Raw genomic sequence first — 18,731 nt, 5'->3', positions numbered from 1 at the left:
TTACCGCCGTAAGTTTTCGCCAGAACAGTGGTGATTGCAGCAGTCAGGGTAGTTTTACCGTGGTCAACGTGGCCGATAGTACCAACGTTAACGTGCGGTTTTGAACGTTCAAACTTTTCTTTAGACACGACTCTATTCCTTAATACCGCTCCCCCGTCACAGAGAAGAGGGAGCTAAAAGATAGTAAACTCGGAAACTTATCTAGATTTACGAGCTTCGATAATAGCCTGAGCGACGTTGCTCGGCGCTTCGTTGTACTTCAAGAACTCCATGGAGTAAGAAGCACGACCTTGGGTCTGAGAACGCAGGTCAGTAGCATAACCAAACATTTCAGACAATGGTACTTGAGCACGAACAATTTTGCCCGTAGCTACATCATCCATACCATCGATCATACCACGGCGACGGTTCAAGTCACCGATGACGTCACCCATGTAGTCTTCTGGTGTTTCCACTTCAACTTTCATGATAGGTTCCAGCAGAACTGGTTTCGCTTTCATGAAGCCTTCTTTAAATGCCATGGATGCAGCAATTTTAAAGGCGATTTCTGAGGAGTCAACGTCATGGTAAGAACCATCGAACAGGGCAACTTTAACGTCAACGATTGGATAACCAGCCAGAACACCGCTCTTCAGCTGTTCCTGAACGCCTTTGTCGACGCCTGGGATGTATTCTTTAGGAACCACACCACCAACGATTTCGTTTGCGAATTCGTAACCAGCACCACCTGCTTCCAGAGGCTCGATACGTAGCCAAACGTGACCGTACTGACCGCGACCACCGGACTGTTTAGCGTGTTTACCTTCCTGCTCAACAGAAGCGCGGATAGTTTCACGATAAGCAACCTGAGGTTTACCGACGTTCGCTTCAACGTTGAATTCACGACGCATACGGTCAACCAGAACGTCAAGGTGCAGCTCACCCATACCGGCAATGATAGTCTGACCAGTCTCTTCATCACTGCTTACGCGGAATGATGGGTCTTCCTGAGCCAAACGACCTAAAGCGATACCCATTTTTTCTTGGTCAGCTTTAGTTTTTGGTTCGATAGCAACAGAGATAACTGGCTCTGGGAATTCCATGCGCTCCAGAATGATTGGAGAGTTCATGTCACAGAGAGTATCACCTGTCGTTACATCTTTCAGGCCGATCGCAGCGGCGATGTCGCCTGCGCGGACTTCTTTGATTTCTTCACGTTTGTTGGCGTGCATCTGAACGATACGGCCAAAACGTTCTTTCTTGTCTTTTACCGGGTTCAGTACGGTGTCACCAGAGTTAACAACACCAGAGTAAACACGGAAGAACGTCAGGTTACCCACGAATGGGTCAGTAGCGATTTTGAACGCCAGAGCAGAGAATGGCTCTTCATCGCTGGAGTGACGTTCTGCTGGGGTATCTTTACCGTCTGGCAGCATACCTTTGATGGATTCAACATCAGTTGGTGCTGGCAGGTATTCGATAACTGCATCCAGCATTGCCTGAACACCTTTGTTCTTAAATGCAGAACCACAGGTAACCAGGATAATTTCGTTAGCCAGAACGCGCTTACGCAGAGCTGCCTTGATTTCTTCTTCAGTCAGCTCTTCACCGCTCAGATATTTGTCCATCAGGTCTTCTGATGCTTCTGCCGCGGATTCAACCAGATTCTGGTGCCATTCTTCAGCCAGTTCAAGCATGTCAGCCGGGATATCTTCATAAGTGAAGGTAGTTCCCTGATCAGCTTCGTTCCAGTTGATTGCTTTCATTTTCAGCAGGTCAACAACACCGGTGAAGGAATCTTCAGCACCGATTGCCAGTTGAAGTGGAACTGGGTTAGCAGCCAGACGAGTTTTGATCTGCTCAACAACGCGCAGGAAGTTCGCACCCATACGGTCCATTTTGTTAACGAACGCGATACGTGGAACATTATATTTGTTAGCCTGACGCCATACAGTCTCAGACTGAGGCTGAACGCCACCAACTGCACAGTAAACCATAACTGCGCCATCAAGAACACGCATAGAACGTTCTACTTCGATGGTGAAGTCAACGTGTCCTGGGGTATCGATGATGTTGATGCGGTGTGGTTCATACTGTTTAGCCATACCAGACCAGAATGCAGTAGTCGCAGCGGACGTGATGGTAATACCACGTTCCTGTTCCTGCTCCATCCAGTCCATAGTTGCAGAACCTTCGTGAGTTTCACCGATTTTATGGTTTACACCTGTGTAAAACAGAATACGTTCTGTTGTAGTGGTTTTACCGGCGTCGATGTGGGCACTGATACCGATATTGCGGTAACGCGCTATAGGTGTTTTACGAGCCATCTTTTCCTCTCTCGTGGGCGTTCAATTTAGAGAACGGGTAGCAAAGTCGCTACCCAGAACATATTCACAGCCGTTGGGTTGCAAAAAAATGGATTACCAACGGTAGTGTGCGAACGCCTTGTTAGCTTCTGCCATGCGGTGAACGTCTTCACGTTTCTTCACAGCAGCGCCTTTGTTTTCAGCCGCATCAGATAATTCATTCGCCAGGCGCAAAGCCATCGATTTATCACCGCGTTTACGAGCAGCATCAACGATCCAACGCATTGCCAGAGCATTACGACGAACCGGACGAACTTCAACTGGAACCTGATAAGTAGAACCACCAACACGGCGGGACTTAACTTCCACAGTCGGGCGCACGTTATCCAGTGCCAGCTCGAATGCTTCCAGATGATTTTTACCAGAACGCTGAGCCAGGGTCTCAAGCGCACCATATACAATTGCTTCTGCGACAGACTTCTTACCGTCTACCATCAGGATATTAACAAATTTGGCCAGCAGTTCAGATCCGAACTTTGGATCTGGCAGAATTTTACGTTGACCAATTACACGACGACGTGGCATGGAAATACTCCGTTTCGAATTTCAGGGTTGTCCAAAACTCTACGAGTTTATTTTGACATTAAAGTGAAAAAGGTTTGGCCTTACTTAACGGAGAACCATTAAGCCTTCGGCTTCTTCACACCGTACTTGGAACGACCTTGTTTACGGTCTTTAACACCGGCACAGTCCAGTGCACCGCGAACAGTGTGGTAACGCACACCTGGCAAGTCTTTAACACGACCGCCACGGATCAGGATAACGGAGTGTTCCTGCAGGTTGTGGCCTTCACCACCGATGTAGGAAGAAACTTCGTAACCGTTAGTCAAACGCACACGACATACTTTACGCAGTGCGGAGTTTGGTTTTTTAGGAGTGGTGGTATATACACGAGTACATACGCCACGTTTTTGCGGGCAAGCTTCCAGAGCAGGAACGTTGCTTTTCACAACTTTCGAGCTACGAGATTTGCGAACCAGCTGGTTAATAGTTGCCATTATTAAAAAAGCTCCTGGTTTTTTTGCTTCGTAAACACGGATTTTACCCTCTCGCAGTCATAATGACAAAACGGGAGGACGCGGAATTTTATTGCTGACTTGACGAGGTGTCAAGAAATATACAGTTTTTCTATGCTGGCAAAATGGCTGAAAAGCGCAATTCATATTTACCAGGCAAAATTTTGCTGATGTTTGACCGTTAAGCTAACAAAGCCGCTGTAATCAACCACTTTTACACGGTCTGAAATTTGTTCAAACAGCCCCCGTGCGTCCAGATCTTCCTTTAAGGCATAAATGCCCGCCCCGCTACGGAGCAACTCAGCCAAATAACGATTCTCATTGATGCCCAGCAACACACCATTTTGAATTAACAGAACATCATCGGTATCCGAGACAAGGCCAAGCATTGCATTGAAGTCATCATGGTAAGGTGAGCGACTGACAGTATATAACATGTTATCTGCCTACAATAGATTAAAATTTCAACACAACATCATAACCCGTCAGCATTTCCCGAATGGCGGCTGCGGAGAGAAATTCAGCCTCCAGCACAAAATTGCTTGCAGGACTTCCCCCCCGAATCACCAAATCATCAAGGCAGATATAACATTTATCAATGTCATAGAGGGGTAGGATTTTAAATGTTGAAATATAGTCACGAGCCAGGATTTTATCCGGTTGCTGGTTAGCCAGTAACTGAAACACACCATCAGAAATAAAAAATACACCGATCTGCTCAGTTAATGCTGATGTCGCGAGCAACGCATCCAGCCCTTCCCTGCCTGCGGAAGAACCGTGGGGAGCTTCGGTAAAAACAAAAGCAATCTTTTTCATCAATACCCATGCCCCCTAAAATTGTATTACGCGGTCACACAGCATCATGGCTTCTGCCAGTGATCCTAGGCCACTGAGTTCAAATCCATCCGCCAGATTTGCAGCAGGAAGATTCAATTCACTGGCTTGCTGTTCGTCTGCAACCCCACGTCGCAACGCAGCCGCAACACAAATAAACAGATTGAACTGATGCCGGACTGCCAATGCCTGCCAAGCCCTGACCAAATCGAATTCATCACTGGCGGGAGCGACCAATTGATTACCATTTTGGATGCCTTCGCGATAAAAAAACACGCTATGCAGTTTATGCCCGGCGGCAATCAACGCCTGAGCAAATTGATAAGCGCTGCTGGCTTGCTGAGTACCGTAAGCTGGCCCTGTGACCAGCAGGCAATAAGACAGTGACGACATTACTTCTCCGGACTAACTCATTCACCATTTTTAAACTGGCGAATATAAAGGTATACCGTATGTTTGGAGATATTCAAACGATCAGCGACTTGGTTAATGGCATCTTTAATATCAAAAATACCTTTCTCATAAAGGTTAAGCACTACCTGTCTGTTTTTCGCATTATTGGAAACATTGCGATCAGCATTCACTTCTTCAATCGTGAATTCCAACGTCTGTGCAACCAAATCATCCACGGAAGAAGCAAAGTTAACGTTTGAAGCAACTTCATGAGTCTTCTCTGGAATAAAGGTTTGGATAATTTCCGAGAAAGGTACATCCAGATTCATATTGATACACAAAAGACCAATAACCCGACGATGGCGGTTGCGAATGGCAATTGTGATAGATTTCATCAAAGAACCACTTTTTGCCCGCGTGAAATACGCCTTGGAAACACTACAGTCTTCATCTGTAATGTCATGCAGCATCCGCAACGCCAAATCTGTAATCGGGGAACCGATTTTACGACCAGTATGTTCCCCATTGGCTATTCTGACAGCTGAACATTTAAGGTCTTCCAGTGAATGAAGAACTATTTCGCAATGCCCACCAATCAACATAGCCAGGCCATCAACAGCAGCTTCGTAAGAATTTAAAATTTCATGATCCGTTTCACTAAACGGTTGGTTTTCTAGTAAATCAATATCACTGTTATCAGTAGATATGTTATCACCGGTTAATAGCGGGGTAGACATGTAATACACCATCCTTCAAGCTAAGACTTTGCCTCACCAAAAATATCAGGGCGAGATTTATTATAAAATCACATTACTGCAACTCAGGCTTATCTCAATAGTTACCTACTGTTGCAGGCAGTTTGAAAACGGACTACATAGAGACCGGAGCGTACACGAAGTACATGGAAATTTCGAGTACAGCCCAAATTCAAAATGGCAAATAAAATAGCCATATGAAACAAGCTTTAAACAGAAAGCATTTAAAATATCTCTATTCTATTCAGAATAATGACGTTAAAACCACATTCAATTGACGTCAAGCTGTTACTGAGTATACCTCAGGGGCCTGTCACAGCTTTATATCTGAATATGACTAAGATATTTTATTTAATTCTCCAGGGAATAATAAGCAGGCAAATTCATTTTTCTTTACTCATACTTATTACTAATCAAATAGAGGTAAATACCAGCAGTAAATCGAAAGGTGAAAGATAGACTTGAAAGAAGACGGGTATAAAACAGGGGCCACTAAGCCCCTGCCAATGTACTATCTTAATTATTAGGGAAATTATTTTGCCTTGGCAGCCGGCTTAATATCCAGTAATTCAACGTCAAAAACTAAAGTGGAGTTAGCCGGGATCTTAGGTAAACTTGCCTGACCGTAAGCCAAGTCAGGTGGAATAACCAATGTGATTTTTCCGCCTTTTTTCACATGCTGCAAGCCTTCTTTCCAGCCTGGGATCACACTGTCCAAACGAATTGACAGAGGCTCTTTGCGCTCATATGAGCTATCAAAAACCTGACCATCAATCAAAGCACCTTTATAGTTAACAACCACCGTGTCGCTTTCTTTAGGCGTCGTACCCGTTCCTGCTTTTTCAACTTTGTAGAGAAGCCCGGATTTAGTCTTCATGACGCCAGCTTTCTTAGCGAACTCTTCACGGTACTTATCCCCTTTCTCACCATTTTCACCGGCTTCTTTCTCTGCTTTAGCCCGGGCGGCCTCTTTCACTTTAGATTCAAAAGAAAGCAGAGTTTCCTGAATTTCCTCATCAGACAGCTTACTTTTACTATTTAAAGCATCCTCAACACCCGCCAGCAATTGCGCTTTTTCTATATTGATGCCAAGCGTTTTCTGCTCTTTTAATGAGTTTGCCATGTAGCTACCCAGAGAAGCCCCCAGAGCATAAGAATTTTGCTGCTCTACCGTTTTAAACGCACTATTCAGTTTTACTTCGCTTTTGGTTTCTGTATTAGCAGCCAAGGCCTGAGGTACACTAAATGCAAGTGCCAGAGTTGTTGCCAGCAGAGATGTTTTAAACAATGATTTCATCCTATTCTCCAATAAATTTGGGTGGGTTCACCGTTAGTACAGTTACACATCACATTTACTATAACTGCCCACGGAAACCAATGACAATATTTGCTATGCCTTGATCTGAAAATCATTAAGACAACATTAATGTGAAGAAATTTCGTGAAATCCTCTTTCACCGGATATTTTGCGTATTATAGTGCCAACCTGAACCAAATGATCGCTTCATCATGTTATTTAAATTGCCCAGAAGCAGGAGGAAAAATAATGGAATTATCCGAAGTTGAACAAAGATTTGAGCAACTGGAAACTAAACTGGCCTATCAGGAAGCCACTATTGAAGAGTTAAATCAAGAAGTCAGAAAACAGCAGATAGAAACTGAGCAGTTGAAAGAGCAACTCCGGTTAATGGCTGATCGTCTGAAAACCCACCAGACATCGATCATTGCGCCACTTTCAGAAGAAACGCCTCCTCCGCATTATTAACACTATTCCTGACATTTATTCCTGACACTATTCCTGGCATTACTCGCCTGATAATCTGGGACAGTGTCGGCCAGGGAAGGCTGAAGGATAAGATAAAAAAAGAGAAGCCCAAACCGCGCTTCCCTTTTTTCTGCTAATTCAGCCTGAGCAAAATTAGTGGCAACCACCGCCACAGCATCCGTGTTCACCGTGATCGTGATCATGGTGATGATCGTGACCACCGCAGCCACCCTGACCATGTACATGGCCGTGTGCCAATTCTTCTTCGGTTGCTTCACGAACCGCTACAATCTCAACATTGAATTTCAGGTTTTGACCCGCCAGCATGTGGTTCGCATCAACAACAACTTCATCGCCTTCCACTGCGGTAATTTCTACCGGGACAGGCCCCTGATCGGTATCTGCCAGAAAACGCATGCCAACCTGAACATCCTCAACACCAACAAACACCTCTTTTGGTGCGCGCTGAACCAGATTCTCATCATACTGACCGTAAGCATCATCAGCTTCTACGCTGACATCAAAGCGTTCACCCGCCTCACGACCTTCAAGTGCTTTCTCCAACCCGCTGATCAGAGAACCATGGCCATGCAGATAGTCTAACGGTGCGCTCACCGGGGACTCATCAACTAAAACACCATCTTCTGTTCTTACTTGATAAGCCAGGCTGACCACCAAGTCTTTTGCTACTTTCATGACAACTCCTACATACCCGAAGGGAAAAACCCGTGAGGGAAAGTTTTTACAACTCAAAAAATGCTGGCAATTGTAACGGAATTCTACGCCCCTGTACCTAGCGACGGCAAAATTTATCCACAATTTATTGCATATACATTTAGTTACTGTTGTTCTCTGTACTTACGGTTATTCACTGTGGTGTGAAAATGCCAATAACCTGTTCCTGCTCCCTGACATGGGAAGTAACAGCTTCATCGGTTTGCCTCTGCGTATGACCACAACGGATACATTCTACGATATCAACCTTATTTTCCTGCCACATAGCCAACGTATCCTGTGACTGGCATTTCGGACAAACTGCCCCCGCAATAAAACGCTTACGACTGGTTGACATAATTCCCCCCAACGCTATTCATTCTCATCCCATCCTTCCGGCTGGCGACGCTCATTAATCATTTCCCGTTCAAACAATTCTTCCAATTCCCTGCGAGCTTCTTTTACGCGGGATATCTGTGCGACATCCCCATGCAGATGCGGCATCAGTTCACGTAACATACGCATATCCAATCGCCGGAAATGCTGCTGTGCGCGATGCGCCTGATGTGGGTGCATACCCAACCTAATCAGTACCTTCCGTCCCAATTCCAATGCACTGGAAAATGTTTCCCGATTAAAATCTTTCACGCCACTTTGCAACAATTCATGGGCTTCGAGACGCCCCCTTGCGCGTGCAAGAATATTCAGGTGAGGAAAATGCTTCTGACACAAATGGACGATCGCCATCGTATTTTCCGGTTCATCACTGGTAATGACAATCGCCCTGGCTTTGGCGGCTCCCGCTGAACGCAACAGCTCCAGTTCGCTCGCATCGCCATAATACACCTTATAGCCATAACGGCGCATGGTACTGATTGCACTCACTTCACGTTCCAATACTGTGATGCGGATTTTATTCGCCATCAGCAAACGCCCGACCACTTGCCCGAAGCGCCCAAATCCCACCAAAATCACCTGTGGATCATTATCTTCCACAAATGGTTGTTCACTATGTTCATCCGGTGAATTATGCCCTTCCTGTTCGTTATATCGGCGCGCCAGCATGCTTTCAATCAACTGCATTACCAAGGGTGTTGTCATCATTGATAATGTCACCACAACTAACAGGAGTGATATCTGATTCTGATCCAACACTCCCTGCCCTAGCGCGGCAGAAAATAAGACGAATGCAAATTCGCCTCCCTGACTGAGTACGCCGGAGAATTGTACGCACGATGGTTTTTTTAAACCGGATATTCTGCCGATAATATAAAGTATGAGGCCTTTTATCAGCACCAGGCCCGTGACACTTAGCAAGACACTGAACAGATGAGTCAGTAAGACTCCCATATTGAGGGACATACCGACAGAAATGAAAAATAACCCCAACAACAATCCCTTGAATGGTTCAATGGAGATTTCCAATTCATGGCGATATTCGCTATCCGCTAACAAGACACCGGCAATGAAAGTGCCGAGTGCCATTGAAAACCCCAATGTCTCCATGAAAATCGCCGCTCCCAATACAACCAGCAATGCAGCGGCAGTAAACACCTCCCTGACACCCGATTTCACCACTAACCGGAACAGGGGACGCAGTAAATATCTTCCTCCCACTAACATACCGGCGAAAGCAGCAATTTTCAGGCCAATGCGATACCAATCACTGGAACCAGATCCTCCGGCCAGTAATGGGATCATCGCCAAAGCGGGGATTACTGCCATATCCTGAAACAGCAAAATGGAAAAACCGAGCTGCCCGCCTTCATTCTTGGACATTCCCTTCTCTTTCATTAATTGCAGCGCCATCGCAGTGGATGACATCGCAAGCCCAATACCTCCAATAACCGCAGCCTGCCATGAAAAATTCATCAGACAAAGAAATGAGGCCAGTACCAGCGCAGTGAATGTTACCTGTGCTGTACCTGCTCCAAAGATCGATCGCCTGAGTTGCCAAAGTTTTGCAGGATTTAACTCAAGGCCGATAATGAACATCAAGAAAACCACGCCAAGTTCAGAGAAATGCAGGATCTCATCAACATCCTTGATAAACCCTAGCCCCCACGGGCCAAGTGCGATTCCTGCAATGAGATAGCCTAATACGGCCCCGATTTTGAATTTTTGGGCGAGTGGAACAGCCACAACAGCAGCAAATAAAAACAGTGTTCCGGCGCTTAACAGCGCTGAAGTCTCCATGGTCACAGTCCTCCCAAAGACAATGGCGCTTTCAGCCATTCCCGATAAGCATCCGCATGACTCACGAGAGCTTCGGGCCGTTGGCGTCTGGCACTGTAAACTATCATTGGCGATAACCAATGCATCTGGCACATTAATGCCGTCAATTCAAAAGGGCGGAGAATCTCTTCCAACGGATAAAGATTATATCCCCCTCTCTGGTAAGCACCTTGCGGTTCCCCTGTCGTGATGACAGAGCGCCAGTATTTTCCTCTCAACGCATGTTCAGCCCCGCTGACAAAATCCCGGCTCAATACGCGATCCATCCACTCTTTTAATAACGCAGGGCAACTATAAGTATACAGAGGATGTTGGAATACAATAATTTTGTGCTCACGCAGCAATTTTTGCTCCCAGGCTACATCAATAAAAAAATCGGGGTAACAGCCATAGAGATCGTGGATCGTGACATGTTCCAACTCGTGAACTGGCTGCAACAAAACCTTATTGGCAACTGAATTCAGGGGTTCGGGATGGGTATATAACAGCAACACTTTAGGCGGCAATACGCTAGGCGATAACATCAATCCCCCTAAGACGTGTCAGGACACATATTTTCCGCTACCATGCACGCCAAGCTATCAAATTGAATACATATACCCGATAGATTTCGAATTGCGGCTCACAAGACAGCAAATTGAAAGATGAAGGATATATAACCTAATTATTAACTTAACACATTATATATAGACAACATCTATGATTGTTTTCTCTTCACTGCAAATCCGCCGTGGCATTCGTATCCTGCTGGACAATGCTAATGCAACCATCAACCCCGGCCAGAAAGTAGGATTAGTGGGCAAGAATGGTTGTGGTAAATCTACCCTGCTCGCACTACTGAAAGATGAACTTCAGGCAGAGAATGGTTCTGTCACATTTCCCAATAACTGGTCACTGGCTTGGGTAAATCAGGAAACACCCGCTCTGGAAACGTCAGCACTGGAATATGTGATTGATGGCGACCGTGAATTCCGGCAACTGGAACAAGAGCTGCAAATCGCCAACGAACAGAATGACGGTCACGCTATCGCCCATCTTCATGGCTTACTTGATACTATTCAGGCGTGGACAATCCGGGCCAGAGCTTCCAGCCTATTGCACGGTTTGGGTTTTTCTCCGGCACAGTTGGAACAGCCAGTCCGGTCATTCTCTGGCGGCTGGCGAATGCGCCTCAATCTGGCACAGGCACTGATTTGCCGTTCCGATTTGCTGTTGCTCGACGAACCGACCAACCACCTTGATCTGGATGCGGTCATCTGGCTGGAAAAGTGGCTGAAAAATTATGCCGGAACTTTGATCCTGATTTCCCACGATCGGGATTTCCTCGATCCGATTATTGATAAAATTCTGCACATTGAGCAGCAGGATCTGTACGAATATACGGGGAACTACACCTCTTTCGAACGGCAACGCGTCGCCAAACTTGCTCAGCAACAGGCGCTATACCAAAGCCAGCAAGAAAAAGTGGCTCATTTGCAGAGCTATATTGACCGCTTTCGCGCCAAAGCCACCAAAGCGAAGCAGGCACAAAGCCGCATCAAGATGCTGGAACGCATGGAGCTTATCGCCCCTGCTCATGTTGATAATCCCTTCCATTTCAGCTTCCGCCAACCGGACAGCCTGCCAAATCCACTTTTGATCATGGAAAAAGTCAGTGCCGGATATGGCGATAAAACCGTACTGAATTCGATCAAATTAAACCTCGTACCGGGTTCACGTATCGGCTTATTGGGCCGCAATGGTGCAGGGAAATCCACGCTGATCAAACTGCTGGCAGGCGAACTTGCGCCACAGCAAGGAGAAATTGCCTTATCAAAAGGCATCAAACTGGGATACTTCGCACAGCACCAGTTGGAATACCTGCGTGTGGACGAATCGCCATTGCAGCATTTAGCCCGAATCGCGCCACAAGAGACGGAGCAACAACTGCGGGATTATCTTGGTGGATTTGGCTTTAAAGGCGATCAGGTGGCTGATCCAAGCGGACGTTTTTCCGGTGGTGAAAAAGCCCGTCTGGTATTAGCGCTCATTGTCTGGCAGCGCCCGAACTTGCTTCTGCTCGATGAACCGACCAACCATCTTGATCTCGACATGAGGCAGGCTCTGACGGAAGCACTTATTGATTTCGAAGGTGCGCTGGTCGTCGTATCGCATGACAGGCATTTACTGCGCTCCACAACGGACGAGCTTTATCTGGTGCATGACGGTGCAGCAGAGCCTTTCACCGGTGATTTAGACGATTATCAGCAGTGGCTGACTGAACTGCAACGCCAACAAATGCGTGACAGTCAGGAAAAAGAGAAAGCTGATGCCGACACTTTAGCGAATGGAACTGCAAATTACAGTGCTCAAGAGCGTAAAGATCAAAAACGGCGTGAAGCAGAATTCCGTAACCAAACGCAGCCATTGCGTAAACAGCTTACCGCCCTTGAAAAGCAGATGGAAAAACTAAGCACGGAGTTGGCAGATCTGGAAGCAAAGCTATCAGATAACACACTCTATGAAAATGACCGAAAAACTGAACTAACCGAATGTCTGCATCAACAGACACAAACAAAATCTGAACTAGAAAATATCGAGATGGAATGGTTAGATATTCAGGAACAGCTTGAGAAAATGACCGAAGTATTTAATGCAAGTCAAGATGTTAACTAATTTCTTGAGTATAATCGGGCATTACCATTCAATGCCCGATTACTCCCTATTCTCTTACCCTATTACGCTTGTCCAAACTCTGAAAATATTATTCTCTACTGGACTGACAAAAAAAAAATAAGAGAATTTTTAAAAAGTCATACACCAAACTTCATTCTCACAAGAGAATAAATGGTGGATATCCGATAGAAAACCACCGTTGCTCATTGGATTATACATCAGCAACCAATGTGGAAAAATTTTCAGCATCATCAACTAAATGATCATCTATTGATTTTGCCCATACCACTCCAAGGTCAATTTTTTTATCTGTTTCAACAATTTCCAGAAAATTCAGATAATACTCAGGAATAGCACTAATAATCCTCTTAGGCACACATGTATAGGCACTATTTTTTGTAATCATTTCAATTATCAACATAATATCATTTGTTTTTAATAACAAATGCATATTTTCACCCGTATAAACAGGAAAAACATTAAGATAATCCGTTAACTCAGCCACCTCTTTTTTTTCTGACGGATTTATCGGAGAAATCCCATTTCCAAACTTACTTAAAGCCGTTCTGAACTTAGATATCAGGTTACTCCTTTTTTTGAAGATATAGACTAACCTTTCCGTAAACACCTTTTTCGGTTCCAATGGTGCAATAGATGCTAAAGGCATCACCGCAACATGTAACATCCCTGCATTCAATAAACTGACCTGTTGCTCAACTGACAGTCCTGTCACAAATGCCAGTACAACATTCCCTTTCTTTTCCGTAACCTGCTTCTCTATTTGAGAATAATTATGGATAGGAAAACAGGAGCCGATATATAAATGTCTGATCATATCTTCTTTTGAATCAAAATGAACCTGACTTTTGAAATGTTCATAGTGAGTTAAGAATTTTCTGGCATTTTCCAGCGTCTTCTGCCCGAAATCTGTCAATCTTGTTCCATTTGGCCCCCTTGTAAATAGTGAAGCACCAAGAATATCTTCCAACCCGTGTATTTTCTTCGTCAAGGCAGGCTGAGAAAGATAAAGCCTCTCTGAAGCCTTATGATAATTAAGAGTCTCAGCCAAAACGATAAAAGCTTCAAGATTGCGTATATCCATGTTCTTTCGCCCAATGATTGTTAAATAACTACAAAACATTACAGATTCATGGTGATAGCATTTTAACTTCGTGTTTTGCCAAAGGTTTTATCAGGTCAATCGGTCAAAGTGTTAACTAATGAAATGTTAGTTAATAAGGATACAATTCGCAAAAGATTTATTATTATGAATTAATTCCATAATAAAATAATTTCAATTTGTAACTAAATAACTCATTTTAGTAATACAAAACCAGGTAATCTCTTGTTATCCGTAATGTCCAACACTCCTTTTCATTTTTCAAATTACAGCCTTATTGATGATGGTGAAACTTGAAATAAATTGGAAATACATCATACAAATAAATCCATGACTGATTATTTTATATGTCATACAATTAGGGCTACCACCAGAAACTAAATAATAAGCATCAAGTTATCAGTTGATAACTATTATTTATTGGCAACCTACACAAGGTAATACCAAAAACCATGAAAGTTAAAATATCATACTACGAAACTATTGTGTGAATAATTTAATTAACAGAGATAAAGAAAAGAATATATGTCTGACTTACTCGTATAATGCAATAAATAGCAGTTAATTCAAATCCATTATATTATTAATAGCTACCTCACGCTTCACTTTTTTGGCTTTTTAAACATTTACTCTTATTGCGTGTTAATAAGAGATTTTTTCAATTTAAAGTATTATATTAAATACAACAATAATGATGGCCATCATCATAAAACGAGTAAAAAAACGTCTCGCAACAAATATAATATCAATAAAATAGCATGTGAACAGAGGGTATTATAGCGTGTTGTTATTGATGAAATATCCCTACTCTTATTTCAAGTTTTTGATATTTTTTATATCGGAATATTCTGTATTGGCATATTATTTTATAGAGAAAATGTATCGCTTTTTGTATGTAGCAGCAACCAGATGATTTTTATAAAGAAGTTCTTTGTGATAAAGCAAAAAAAGGGAATATAAAGGCATTCTTGGATTTGCCATAATATAGTCACTTATTAAGTGAATAATCTTAAAAGATCAGAAAGATCAATTAAACAACCAAGAAAATGAATGGTGAATCAACATAATAAGTACAGCATCGTTACTCTGGAAGAAAACGTATTTCTATACCTTTAAATAATTCATTCAGCGTCTTACCATCCCGCATTTTTCGGGAAAGAACATTTAGTCTCCTTAGTAAAATTTTATTTCCTGATCTGCATCTTTATTAAAGCCCCTTTCCTCTGGAAAGCTTCATCAAAATGATTGCGTAGATCCAGTATACCCGGATCTACGCATATAATGCCGTGACTGTTATTTTATTTCACAATCCCTGTGATTGATAATGATGCTAACCATTTCCCATCAGAAGTTTCCTGCGATCAAAATTTACCTCAAGGTTTTTTTATCTCAAGGGACTCATCTGAGGGAGCAACAAAATCCACAGGGCCTGCACATTTCATTGAAGATGACGGAGCTCCTATCATAGTAAGACAAACTACCGCACCTTTTACCGGAGGCAAATCCTTTGAACTCTCCAAGGCCGCCCGCAATATTCCCTGTTTAACAGTGACCTCGCCGGTTGGTGACAAAGTCAGCCCCTTATCTGTAGGACTTTGAATCATCCATTGGAATTTAACATCTTGATTCCAATATTCATGATCGCTCTCCGGAAAGGATACCTTGGCTTTGAAATTATACGACCCTCCGGGCGATACGGTTCCATTTTGTTGTTCTAATACCAGTTCCTCAAATGTCGGCCATCCAACTTTTACAGGCCGTGAGCCCAATGTATTACCTTCAGCAGAAACCGTAACAATCAAATCTGAAACCGCAGCAGTACTTATCAGGCTTGCGGTTACCTGCCCTTCCTCATTCGTTATTGTACTACCCACAGTAGTGAGCTTGATTGAGTCATTGGAACTCGACGTAAAGCTCCAACTTACTTGCTTACCTTTGGCTGGTTGACCATTAGCTTCCCTGATAGTTGCGGTATAACGAAAGGGCGTATTAACCACTAAGTCCTGATCAGGTTGCTGTATTGAAATACGTGCCACTTTGAAAGCTACAGGCTGATTTATCTGAACGGGTTCTTGCCCTTCAATAGCAAGTGAAACAAGTACATCATCTATTGGCATACTACTTCTCAAGGTGGCCGTTAATTCTCCTTTTTCATTCGTTGTTGAACTCTTCTCTTTCAAGCTGAGTCCGTCAGCTTCTTTATTGGTTCTCCAAACCACATTGGTAATCTTCTTATGTGGAACATACTTTCCACTCTTATCTACCACAACAGCCGTAAAGGTATATTCCTTCTCATTATCAGCAGGCAAATTAAAATTAGTTCCTTCAACTTTGATAGAATTATTTTCAATATGGTAATCCTGACGTACTTTTTCAAAACTCACGTCCACTGAGGTAGCAATAGGAGAGACAACAGTATCAGAAGAGGAACCAACGAAGAGGGTAACTACCACTCCGTCTATCTGCTTTGTACTGCTCAAAGTTGCGGTTATTCTTCCCTGATCATCCGTTTTTTGTTTAGCGAAAACTCCCCTGCTTGGCTGAAGAATAAGACTGCTATCCTCTCGATTGCGATTGTATTTATCACCCACAACCCACTTCACACCGATTTCCTTATTTCTCACTAGGTTATGCTGTTCATCTGTAATAGTGGCAGTCATGGTATAGTGACTCTTACCATCAGCGTACAAAGGCCCGGGAAGGTCGGTATACAGCATAAAACCTTTAACCCTGAATCCAGAGCCATTCGGATAAAAAGAGACCTTGCGTTGTGCCGAAACCGGCGCGTTATTTTCAATGGCAAGTGTAACCAGTACATCCTGAGCACCCACAACGCTGTTCATATCCAAGGTTGCCGTCAGATACCCATCGCCATCTGTTGTATCGCTTCCTTTCAGTTTGAGTTCATGACTTCCGTTATTGTTATCCCATTTTACATTGGTAATTTTCTGGTGTCTTACAGGAGTTTGATCATAACTATTCAAAATCAATGCTTTGTATTCATAAACTTGATTAGTATCTGCGATCAGCACCTTTGATGGTGGTGAAACTTCAATGCGATCAACATAAGAAGGAGAAGAGCTACCTTCAAAGCTCACTGTGGCCACCTGCTGCGCTTTAGGCATGCCATCCATTTGCAGGAACACTTTTACATTACCTATTATTGGCTTGCTACTGGTTAAAGCCGCTTGCAATTGTCCCTGCTTGTTTGTTGTTGAAGTGATATCGGGTTTACCCCAACTTAAGCCCGATGTATCACCAATAGGTGGTACAGTTGTCCACTGAACATTTTTAATGAATACATTCGGAGGCAGAGGATCATTACTGACCGTATCGTAAGTCATTACCGGGGTAAAAATATAGGGCGTTTTTCCATCAGAGGAGACGGTTCCATCAGGGGGAGTGAACGCCATCTCTTTCACCACAAATGGCCTGACATGCACGGTCATTTTTGCATGATGGATTTTTTGAGGGTTACCATTTTCTAATATTTCAAAATTGATAGGGTAATTATTGCCCTTCCCAGTACCTGATTGATATTCGGGAAATATAAGCGCTATTTTATTATCCGGATTCAAAGAGAGTTTTCCGCCATTTTTTTCAAACTCTTTAAGCTCTTGGTTTTTTGCCCATGTAATCTTATCACCGGAATTATTTGTCACTGCTACAGATTGTTCTTTATGGCTATATCCTGTGACGTTGTTTGGCAAGACCACTTTGTATTGCTTTACGTGATCCAGAATTATATTGTTATTTCTTTCTACCAGATCATAACGGCTACCTGCCAATGTCCGCATAGAGGCCACGTTTTCTGGCAACAATTGTGCATGAAGAGGAACACCCAGTTTATAGTTTAAATTTGCCAGAAACTGAGTTTCTGTATAATTCCTTTCTCCTTGTTTATAATCAACGCCTACTGTAAATAGTGGGATCGGAGTATAAGTCAGACCTAACTTAGCCAAACTGGGGTTTTTCTGTTTAGTATCACGATTGAATAACGTAACGTTATCACCGAAATATTGTTCGTAGGCTAATTTAGCACCCAGATTGGGATAAGCAGGCAGGAAAAACTCACCACTAATGTCATAACCGTTGGCCGGGCGTTCATGGTAATCCTTAAAATGCTGTGATTGCTGCCAATCACTTAAACGGTAATAAGTATTGGCAGAAAGCTTAATATAATCGCTCCAAATTTCGCCTCCCAACCCTAAGCGCTGATTTTTACCTGTGAAATCATGATCATAAAATGTATTCAGGCCATACATCCAATTTTGGTAAAAATAGCGCCCTCCCAAACCAACGTTAAGAGTATGGCGACTGTCTTTATTGCGATAACCAAATTGAGAAAAGAACAGCCAATCGGATTTATTATCGTAAAGCGGAAGTAATAGATCGAGAGAGTTATTTTCCAGAGTTCCTTTTTTATCTAACCCAAAGTTAATTCTGGCTGTGCCAAACTGTGATAACCATTTTTGAGCCTCAGAGGTGATGGTGTTATTAAATTTATCCAACGCATAAGATTTAGCTTGCTCAGCCAGCTCAGAAGGAGAAGAAGACAGCATATCGCTTACCGTCTGGATGTTATCGGTGATCGCATTTGGTATGTCAGATTCTGAGTTATTATTGTTTTTTTTAAAATCACCTTCGTGATCGGCATTCGGGTTCAAAAACTTTTTACTGGTTTTTTGGCCCCGGAAATCTATATTTTCTTTTCTGTCTATTGCCTGATGATATGTTTTATCCGCAGTGAAGTTACCCTCTGCAAAGGCGTACATCATTGCAGAAGGCATCACTAATGTATAAAGAAAAGTAAAAAAAACAATAAATTTACTAATATATGATGACATATAAAAGTTCCTCAAAAAATTTCATTATTCAAGCTTGAAACTAACTCAATAA

Annotated in this window: 17 protein-coding genes; 2 read left to right on the top strand and 15 right to left on the bottom strand. The window is 43.2% G+C overall.

Features of this window, described 5'->3' with window-relative positions:
* The 9 genes from Xenpb_RS12985 to fkpA all read right to left on the bottom strand — a co-directional run.
* Positions 1 to 128, bottom strand: a 128-nt coding sequence (locus Xenpb_RS12985) for a GTP-binding protein (protein WP_230333040.1), incomplete at its 3' end; no start/stop codon positions are given.
* A 69-nt stretch (positions 129 to 197) separates the two neighbouring features.
* Positions 198 to 2,306 (bottom strand): elongation factor G, encoded by a 2,109-nt coding sequence (fusA, locus tag Xenpb_RS12980; protein ID WP_187654706.1) that lies wholly within the window; start codon positions 2,304 to 2,306, stop codon positions 198 to 200.
* 93 nt (positions 2,307 to 2,399) lie between these two features.
* Positions 2,400 to 2,870 (bottom strand): 30S ribosomal protein S7, encoded by a 471-nt coding sequence (rpsG, locus tag Xenpb_RS12975; protein WP_047964733.1) that lies wholly within the window; start codon positions 2,868 to 2,870, stop codon positions 2,400 to 2,402.
* Between the two features lie 98 nt (positions 2,871 to 2,968).
* A complete protein-coding gene (gene rpsL, locus Xenpb_RS12970) occupies positions 2,969 to 3,343 on the bottom strand; it encodes a 30S ribosomal protein S12 (protein ID WP_010848548.1) in 375 nt (124 codons plus the stop codon).
* A gap of 167 nt (positions 3,344 to 3,510) precedes the next feature.
* A complete protein-coding gene (tusB, locus tag Xenpb_RS12965) occupies positions 3,511 to 3,798 on the bottom strand; it encodes a sulfurtransferase complex subunit TusB (protein WP_187654705.1) in 288 nt (95 codons plus the stop codon).
* Positions 3,799 to 3,817: 19 nt separating this feature from the next.
* Positions 3,818 to 4,177, bottom strand: coding sequence for a sulfurtransferase complex subunit TusC (tusC, locus tag Xenpb_RS12960; RefSeq protein WP_187654704.1), 360 nt, complete (start codon positions 4,175 to 4,177; stop codon positions 3,818 to 3,820).
* A 15-nt stretch (positions 4,178 to 4,192) separates the two neighbouring features.
* On the bottom strand, positions 4,193 to 4,588 hold the full coding sequence (gene tusD, locus Xenpb_RS12955) for a sulfurtransferase complex subunit TusD (RefSeq protein WP_187654703.1): 396 nt from the start codon (positions 4,586 to 4,588) through the stop codon (positions 4,193 to 4,195).
* 17 nt (positions 4,589 to 4,605) lie between these two features.
* Positions 4,606 to 5,325, bottom strand: coding sequence for a transcriptional regulator (locus Xenpb_RS12950; protein ID WP_187654702.1), 720 nt, complete (start codon positions 5,323 to 5,325; stop codon positions 4,606 to 4,608).
* A gap of 550 nt (positions 5,326 to 5,875) precedes the next feature.
* Positions 5,876 to 6,640, bottom strand: a complete 765-nt coding sequence (fkpA, locus tag Xenpb_RS12945) for an FKBP-type peptidyl-prolyl cis-trans isomerase (RefSeq protein ID WP_187654701.1) — start codon at positions 6,638 to 6,640, stop codon at positions 5,876 to 5,878.
* A 249-nt stretch (positions 6,641 to 6,889) separates the two neighbouring features.
* Here fkpA and Xenpb_RS12940 point away from each other — a divergent pair, with 249 nt between their 5' ends.
* Positions 6,890 to 7,108 (top strand): SlyX family protein, encoded by a 219-nt coding sequence (locus tag Xenpb_RS12940; protein ID WP_099114148.1) that lies wholly within the window; start codon positions 6,890 to 6,892, stop codon positions 7,106 to 7,108.
* A 153-nt stretch (positions 7,109 to 7,261) separates the two neighbouring features.
* Here the strand turns inward: Xenpb_RS12940 and slyD are convergent, their stop codons facing one another.
* The 4 genes from slyD to kefG form a co-directional block, all read right to left on the bottom strand.
* Positions 7,262 to 7,804: a peptidylprolyl isomerase gene (gene slyD, locus Xenpb_RS12935; RefSeq protein ID WP_187654700.1), complete on the bottom strand. Its 543-nt coding sequence runs from the start codon at positions 7,802 to 7,804 to the stop codon at positions 7,262 to 7,264.
* Positions 7,805 to 7,976: 172 nt separating this feature from the next.
* Complete coding sequence (locus Xenpb_RS12930; protein ID WP_099114146.1) at positions 7,977 to 8,180, bottom strand: YheV family putative zinc ribbon protein; 204 nt, start codon at positions 8,178 to 8,180, stop codon at positions 7,977 to 7,979.
* A 14-nt stretch (positions 8,181 to 8,194) separates the two neighbouring features.
* On the bottom strand, positions 8,195 to 10,018 hold the full coding sequence (gene kefB, locus Xenpb_RS12925) for a glutathione-regulated potassium-efflux system protein KefB (RefSeq protein WP_187654699.1): 1,824 nt from the start codon (positions 10,016 to 10,018) through the stop codon (positions 8,195 to 8,197).
* 2 nt (positions 10,019 to 10,020) lie between these two features.
* The gene (gene kefG / locus Xenpb_RS12920; protein WP_187654698.1) at positions 10,021 to 10,581 is read right to left on the bottom strand and encodes a glutathione-regulated potassium-efflux system ancillary protein KefG; all 561 of its coding nucleotides are present in this window, start codon (positions 10,579 to 10,581) and stop codon (positions 10,021 to 10,023) included.
* 175 nt (positions 10,582 to 10,756) lie between these two features.
* Here kefG and Xenpb_RS12915 point away from each other — a divergent pair, with 175 nt between their 5' ends.
* The gene (locus Xenpb_RS12915; protein ID WP_187654697.1) at positions 10,757 to 12,712 is read left to right on the top strand and encodes an ABC transporter ATP-binding protein; all 1,956 of its coding nucleotides are present in this window, start codon (positions 10,757 to 10,759) and stop codon (positions 12,710 to 12,712) included.
* Positions 12,713 to 12,923: 211 nt separating this feature from the next.
* Here Xenpb_RS12915 and Xenpb_RS12910 read toward each other — a convergent pair whose 3' ends face one another.
* Positions 12,924 to 13,814 carry a LysR family transcriptional regulator gene (locus tag Xenpb_RS12910; protein ID WP_187654696.1) on the bottom strand — a complete coding sequence of 297 codons (891 nt, stop codon included), beginning with the start codon at positions 13,812 to 13,814 and terminating at the stop codon, positions 12,924 to 12,926.
* Positions 13,815 to 15,205: 1,391 nt separating this feature from the next.
* Positions 15,206 to 18,679, bottom strand: a complete 3,474-nt coding sequence (locus tag Xenpb_RS12905; protein ID WP_187654695.1) for an inverse autotransporter beta domain-containing protein — start codon at positions 18,677 to 18,679, stop codon at positions 15,206 to 15,208.
* Between the last annotated feature and the right edge of the window lie 52 nt (positions 18,680 to 18,731).

This window comes from Xenorhabdus sp. PB62.4 (genome assembly GCF_014467285.1).
GTDB lineage: Bacteria > Pseudomonadota > Gammaproteobacteria > Enterobacterales > Enterobacteriaceae > Xenorhabdus.
Note: the sequence above shows the minus strand (reverse complement) of the source record. Positions and strands in the feature narration are given on the sequence as shown.

What these genes read in the sequence shown, in the direction of transcription:
- fkpA (WP_187654701.1), bottom strand. Translation starts at nt 6,640, where the DNA reads ATGAAATCATTGTTTAAAACATCTCTGCTGGCAACAACTCTGGCACTT.
- tusB (WP_187654705.1), bottom strand. Translation starts at nt 3,798, where the DNA reads ATGTTATATACTGTCAGTCGCTCACCTTACCATGATGACTTCAATGCA.
- Xenpb_RS12910 (WP_187654696.1), bottom strand. Translation starts at nt 13,814, where the DNA reads ATGGATATACGCAATCTTGAAGCTTTTATCGTTTTGGCTGAGACTCTT.
- Xenpb_RS12905 (WP_187654695.1), bottom strand. Translation starts at nt 18,679, where the DNA reads ATGTCATCATATATTAGTAAATTTATTGTTTTTTTTACTTTTCTTTAT.
- tusD (WP_187654703.1), bottom strand. Translation starts at nt 4,588, where the DNA reads ATGTCGTCACTGTCTTATTGCCTGCTGGTCACAGGGCCAGCTTACGGT.
- Xenpb_RS12950 (WP_187654702.1), bottom strand. Translation starts at nt 5,325, where the DNA reads ATGTCTACCCCGCTATTAACCGGTGATAACATATCTACTGATAACAGT.
- kefB (WP_187654699.1), bottom strand. Translation starts at nt 10,018, where the DNA reads ATGGAGACTTCAGCGCTGTTAAGCGCCGGAACACTGTTTTTATTTGCT.
- fusA (WP_187654706.1), bottom strand. Translation starts at nt 2,306, where the DNA reads ATGGCTCGTAAAACACCTATAGCGCGTTACCGCAATATCGGTATCAGT.
- slyD (WP_187654700.1), bottom strand. Translation starts at nt 7,804, where the DNA reads ATGAAAGTAGCAAAAGACTTGGTGGTCAGCCTGGCTTATCAAGTAAGA.
- tusC (WP_187654704.1), bottom strand. Translation starts at nt 4,177, where the DNA reads ATGAAAAAGATTGCTTTTGTTTTTACCGAAGCTCCCCACGGTTCTTCC.
- Xenpb_RS12930 (WP_099114146.1), bottom strand. Translation starts at nt 8,180, where the DNA reads ATGTCAACCAGTCGTAAGCGTTTTATTGCGGGGGCAGTTTGTCCGAAA.
- kefG (WP_187654698.1), bottom strand. Translation starts at nt 10,581, where the DNA reads ATGTTATCGCCTAGCGTATTGCCGCCTAAAGTGTTGCTGTTATATACC.
- rpsG (WP_047964733.1), bottom strand. Translation starts at nt 2,870, where the DNA reads ATGCCACGTCGTCGTGTAATTGGTCAACGTAAAATTCTGCCAGATCCA.
- Xenpb_RS12940 (WP_099114148.1), top strand. Translation starts at nt 6,890, where the DNA reads ATGGAATTATCCGAAGTTGAACAAAGATTTGAGCAACTGGAAACTAAA.
- Xenpb_RS12915 (WP_187654697.1), top strand. Translation starts at nt 10,757, where the DNA reads ATGATTGTTTTCTCTTCACTGCAAATCCGCCGTGGCATTCGTATCCTG.
- rpsL (WP_010848548.1), bottom strand. Translation starts at nt 3,343, where the DNA reads ATGGCAACTATTAACCAGCTGGTTCGCAAATCTCGTAGCTCGAAAGTT.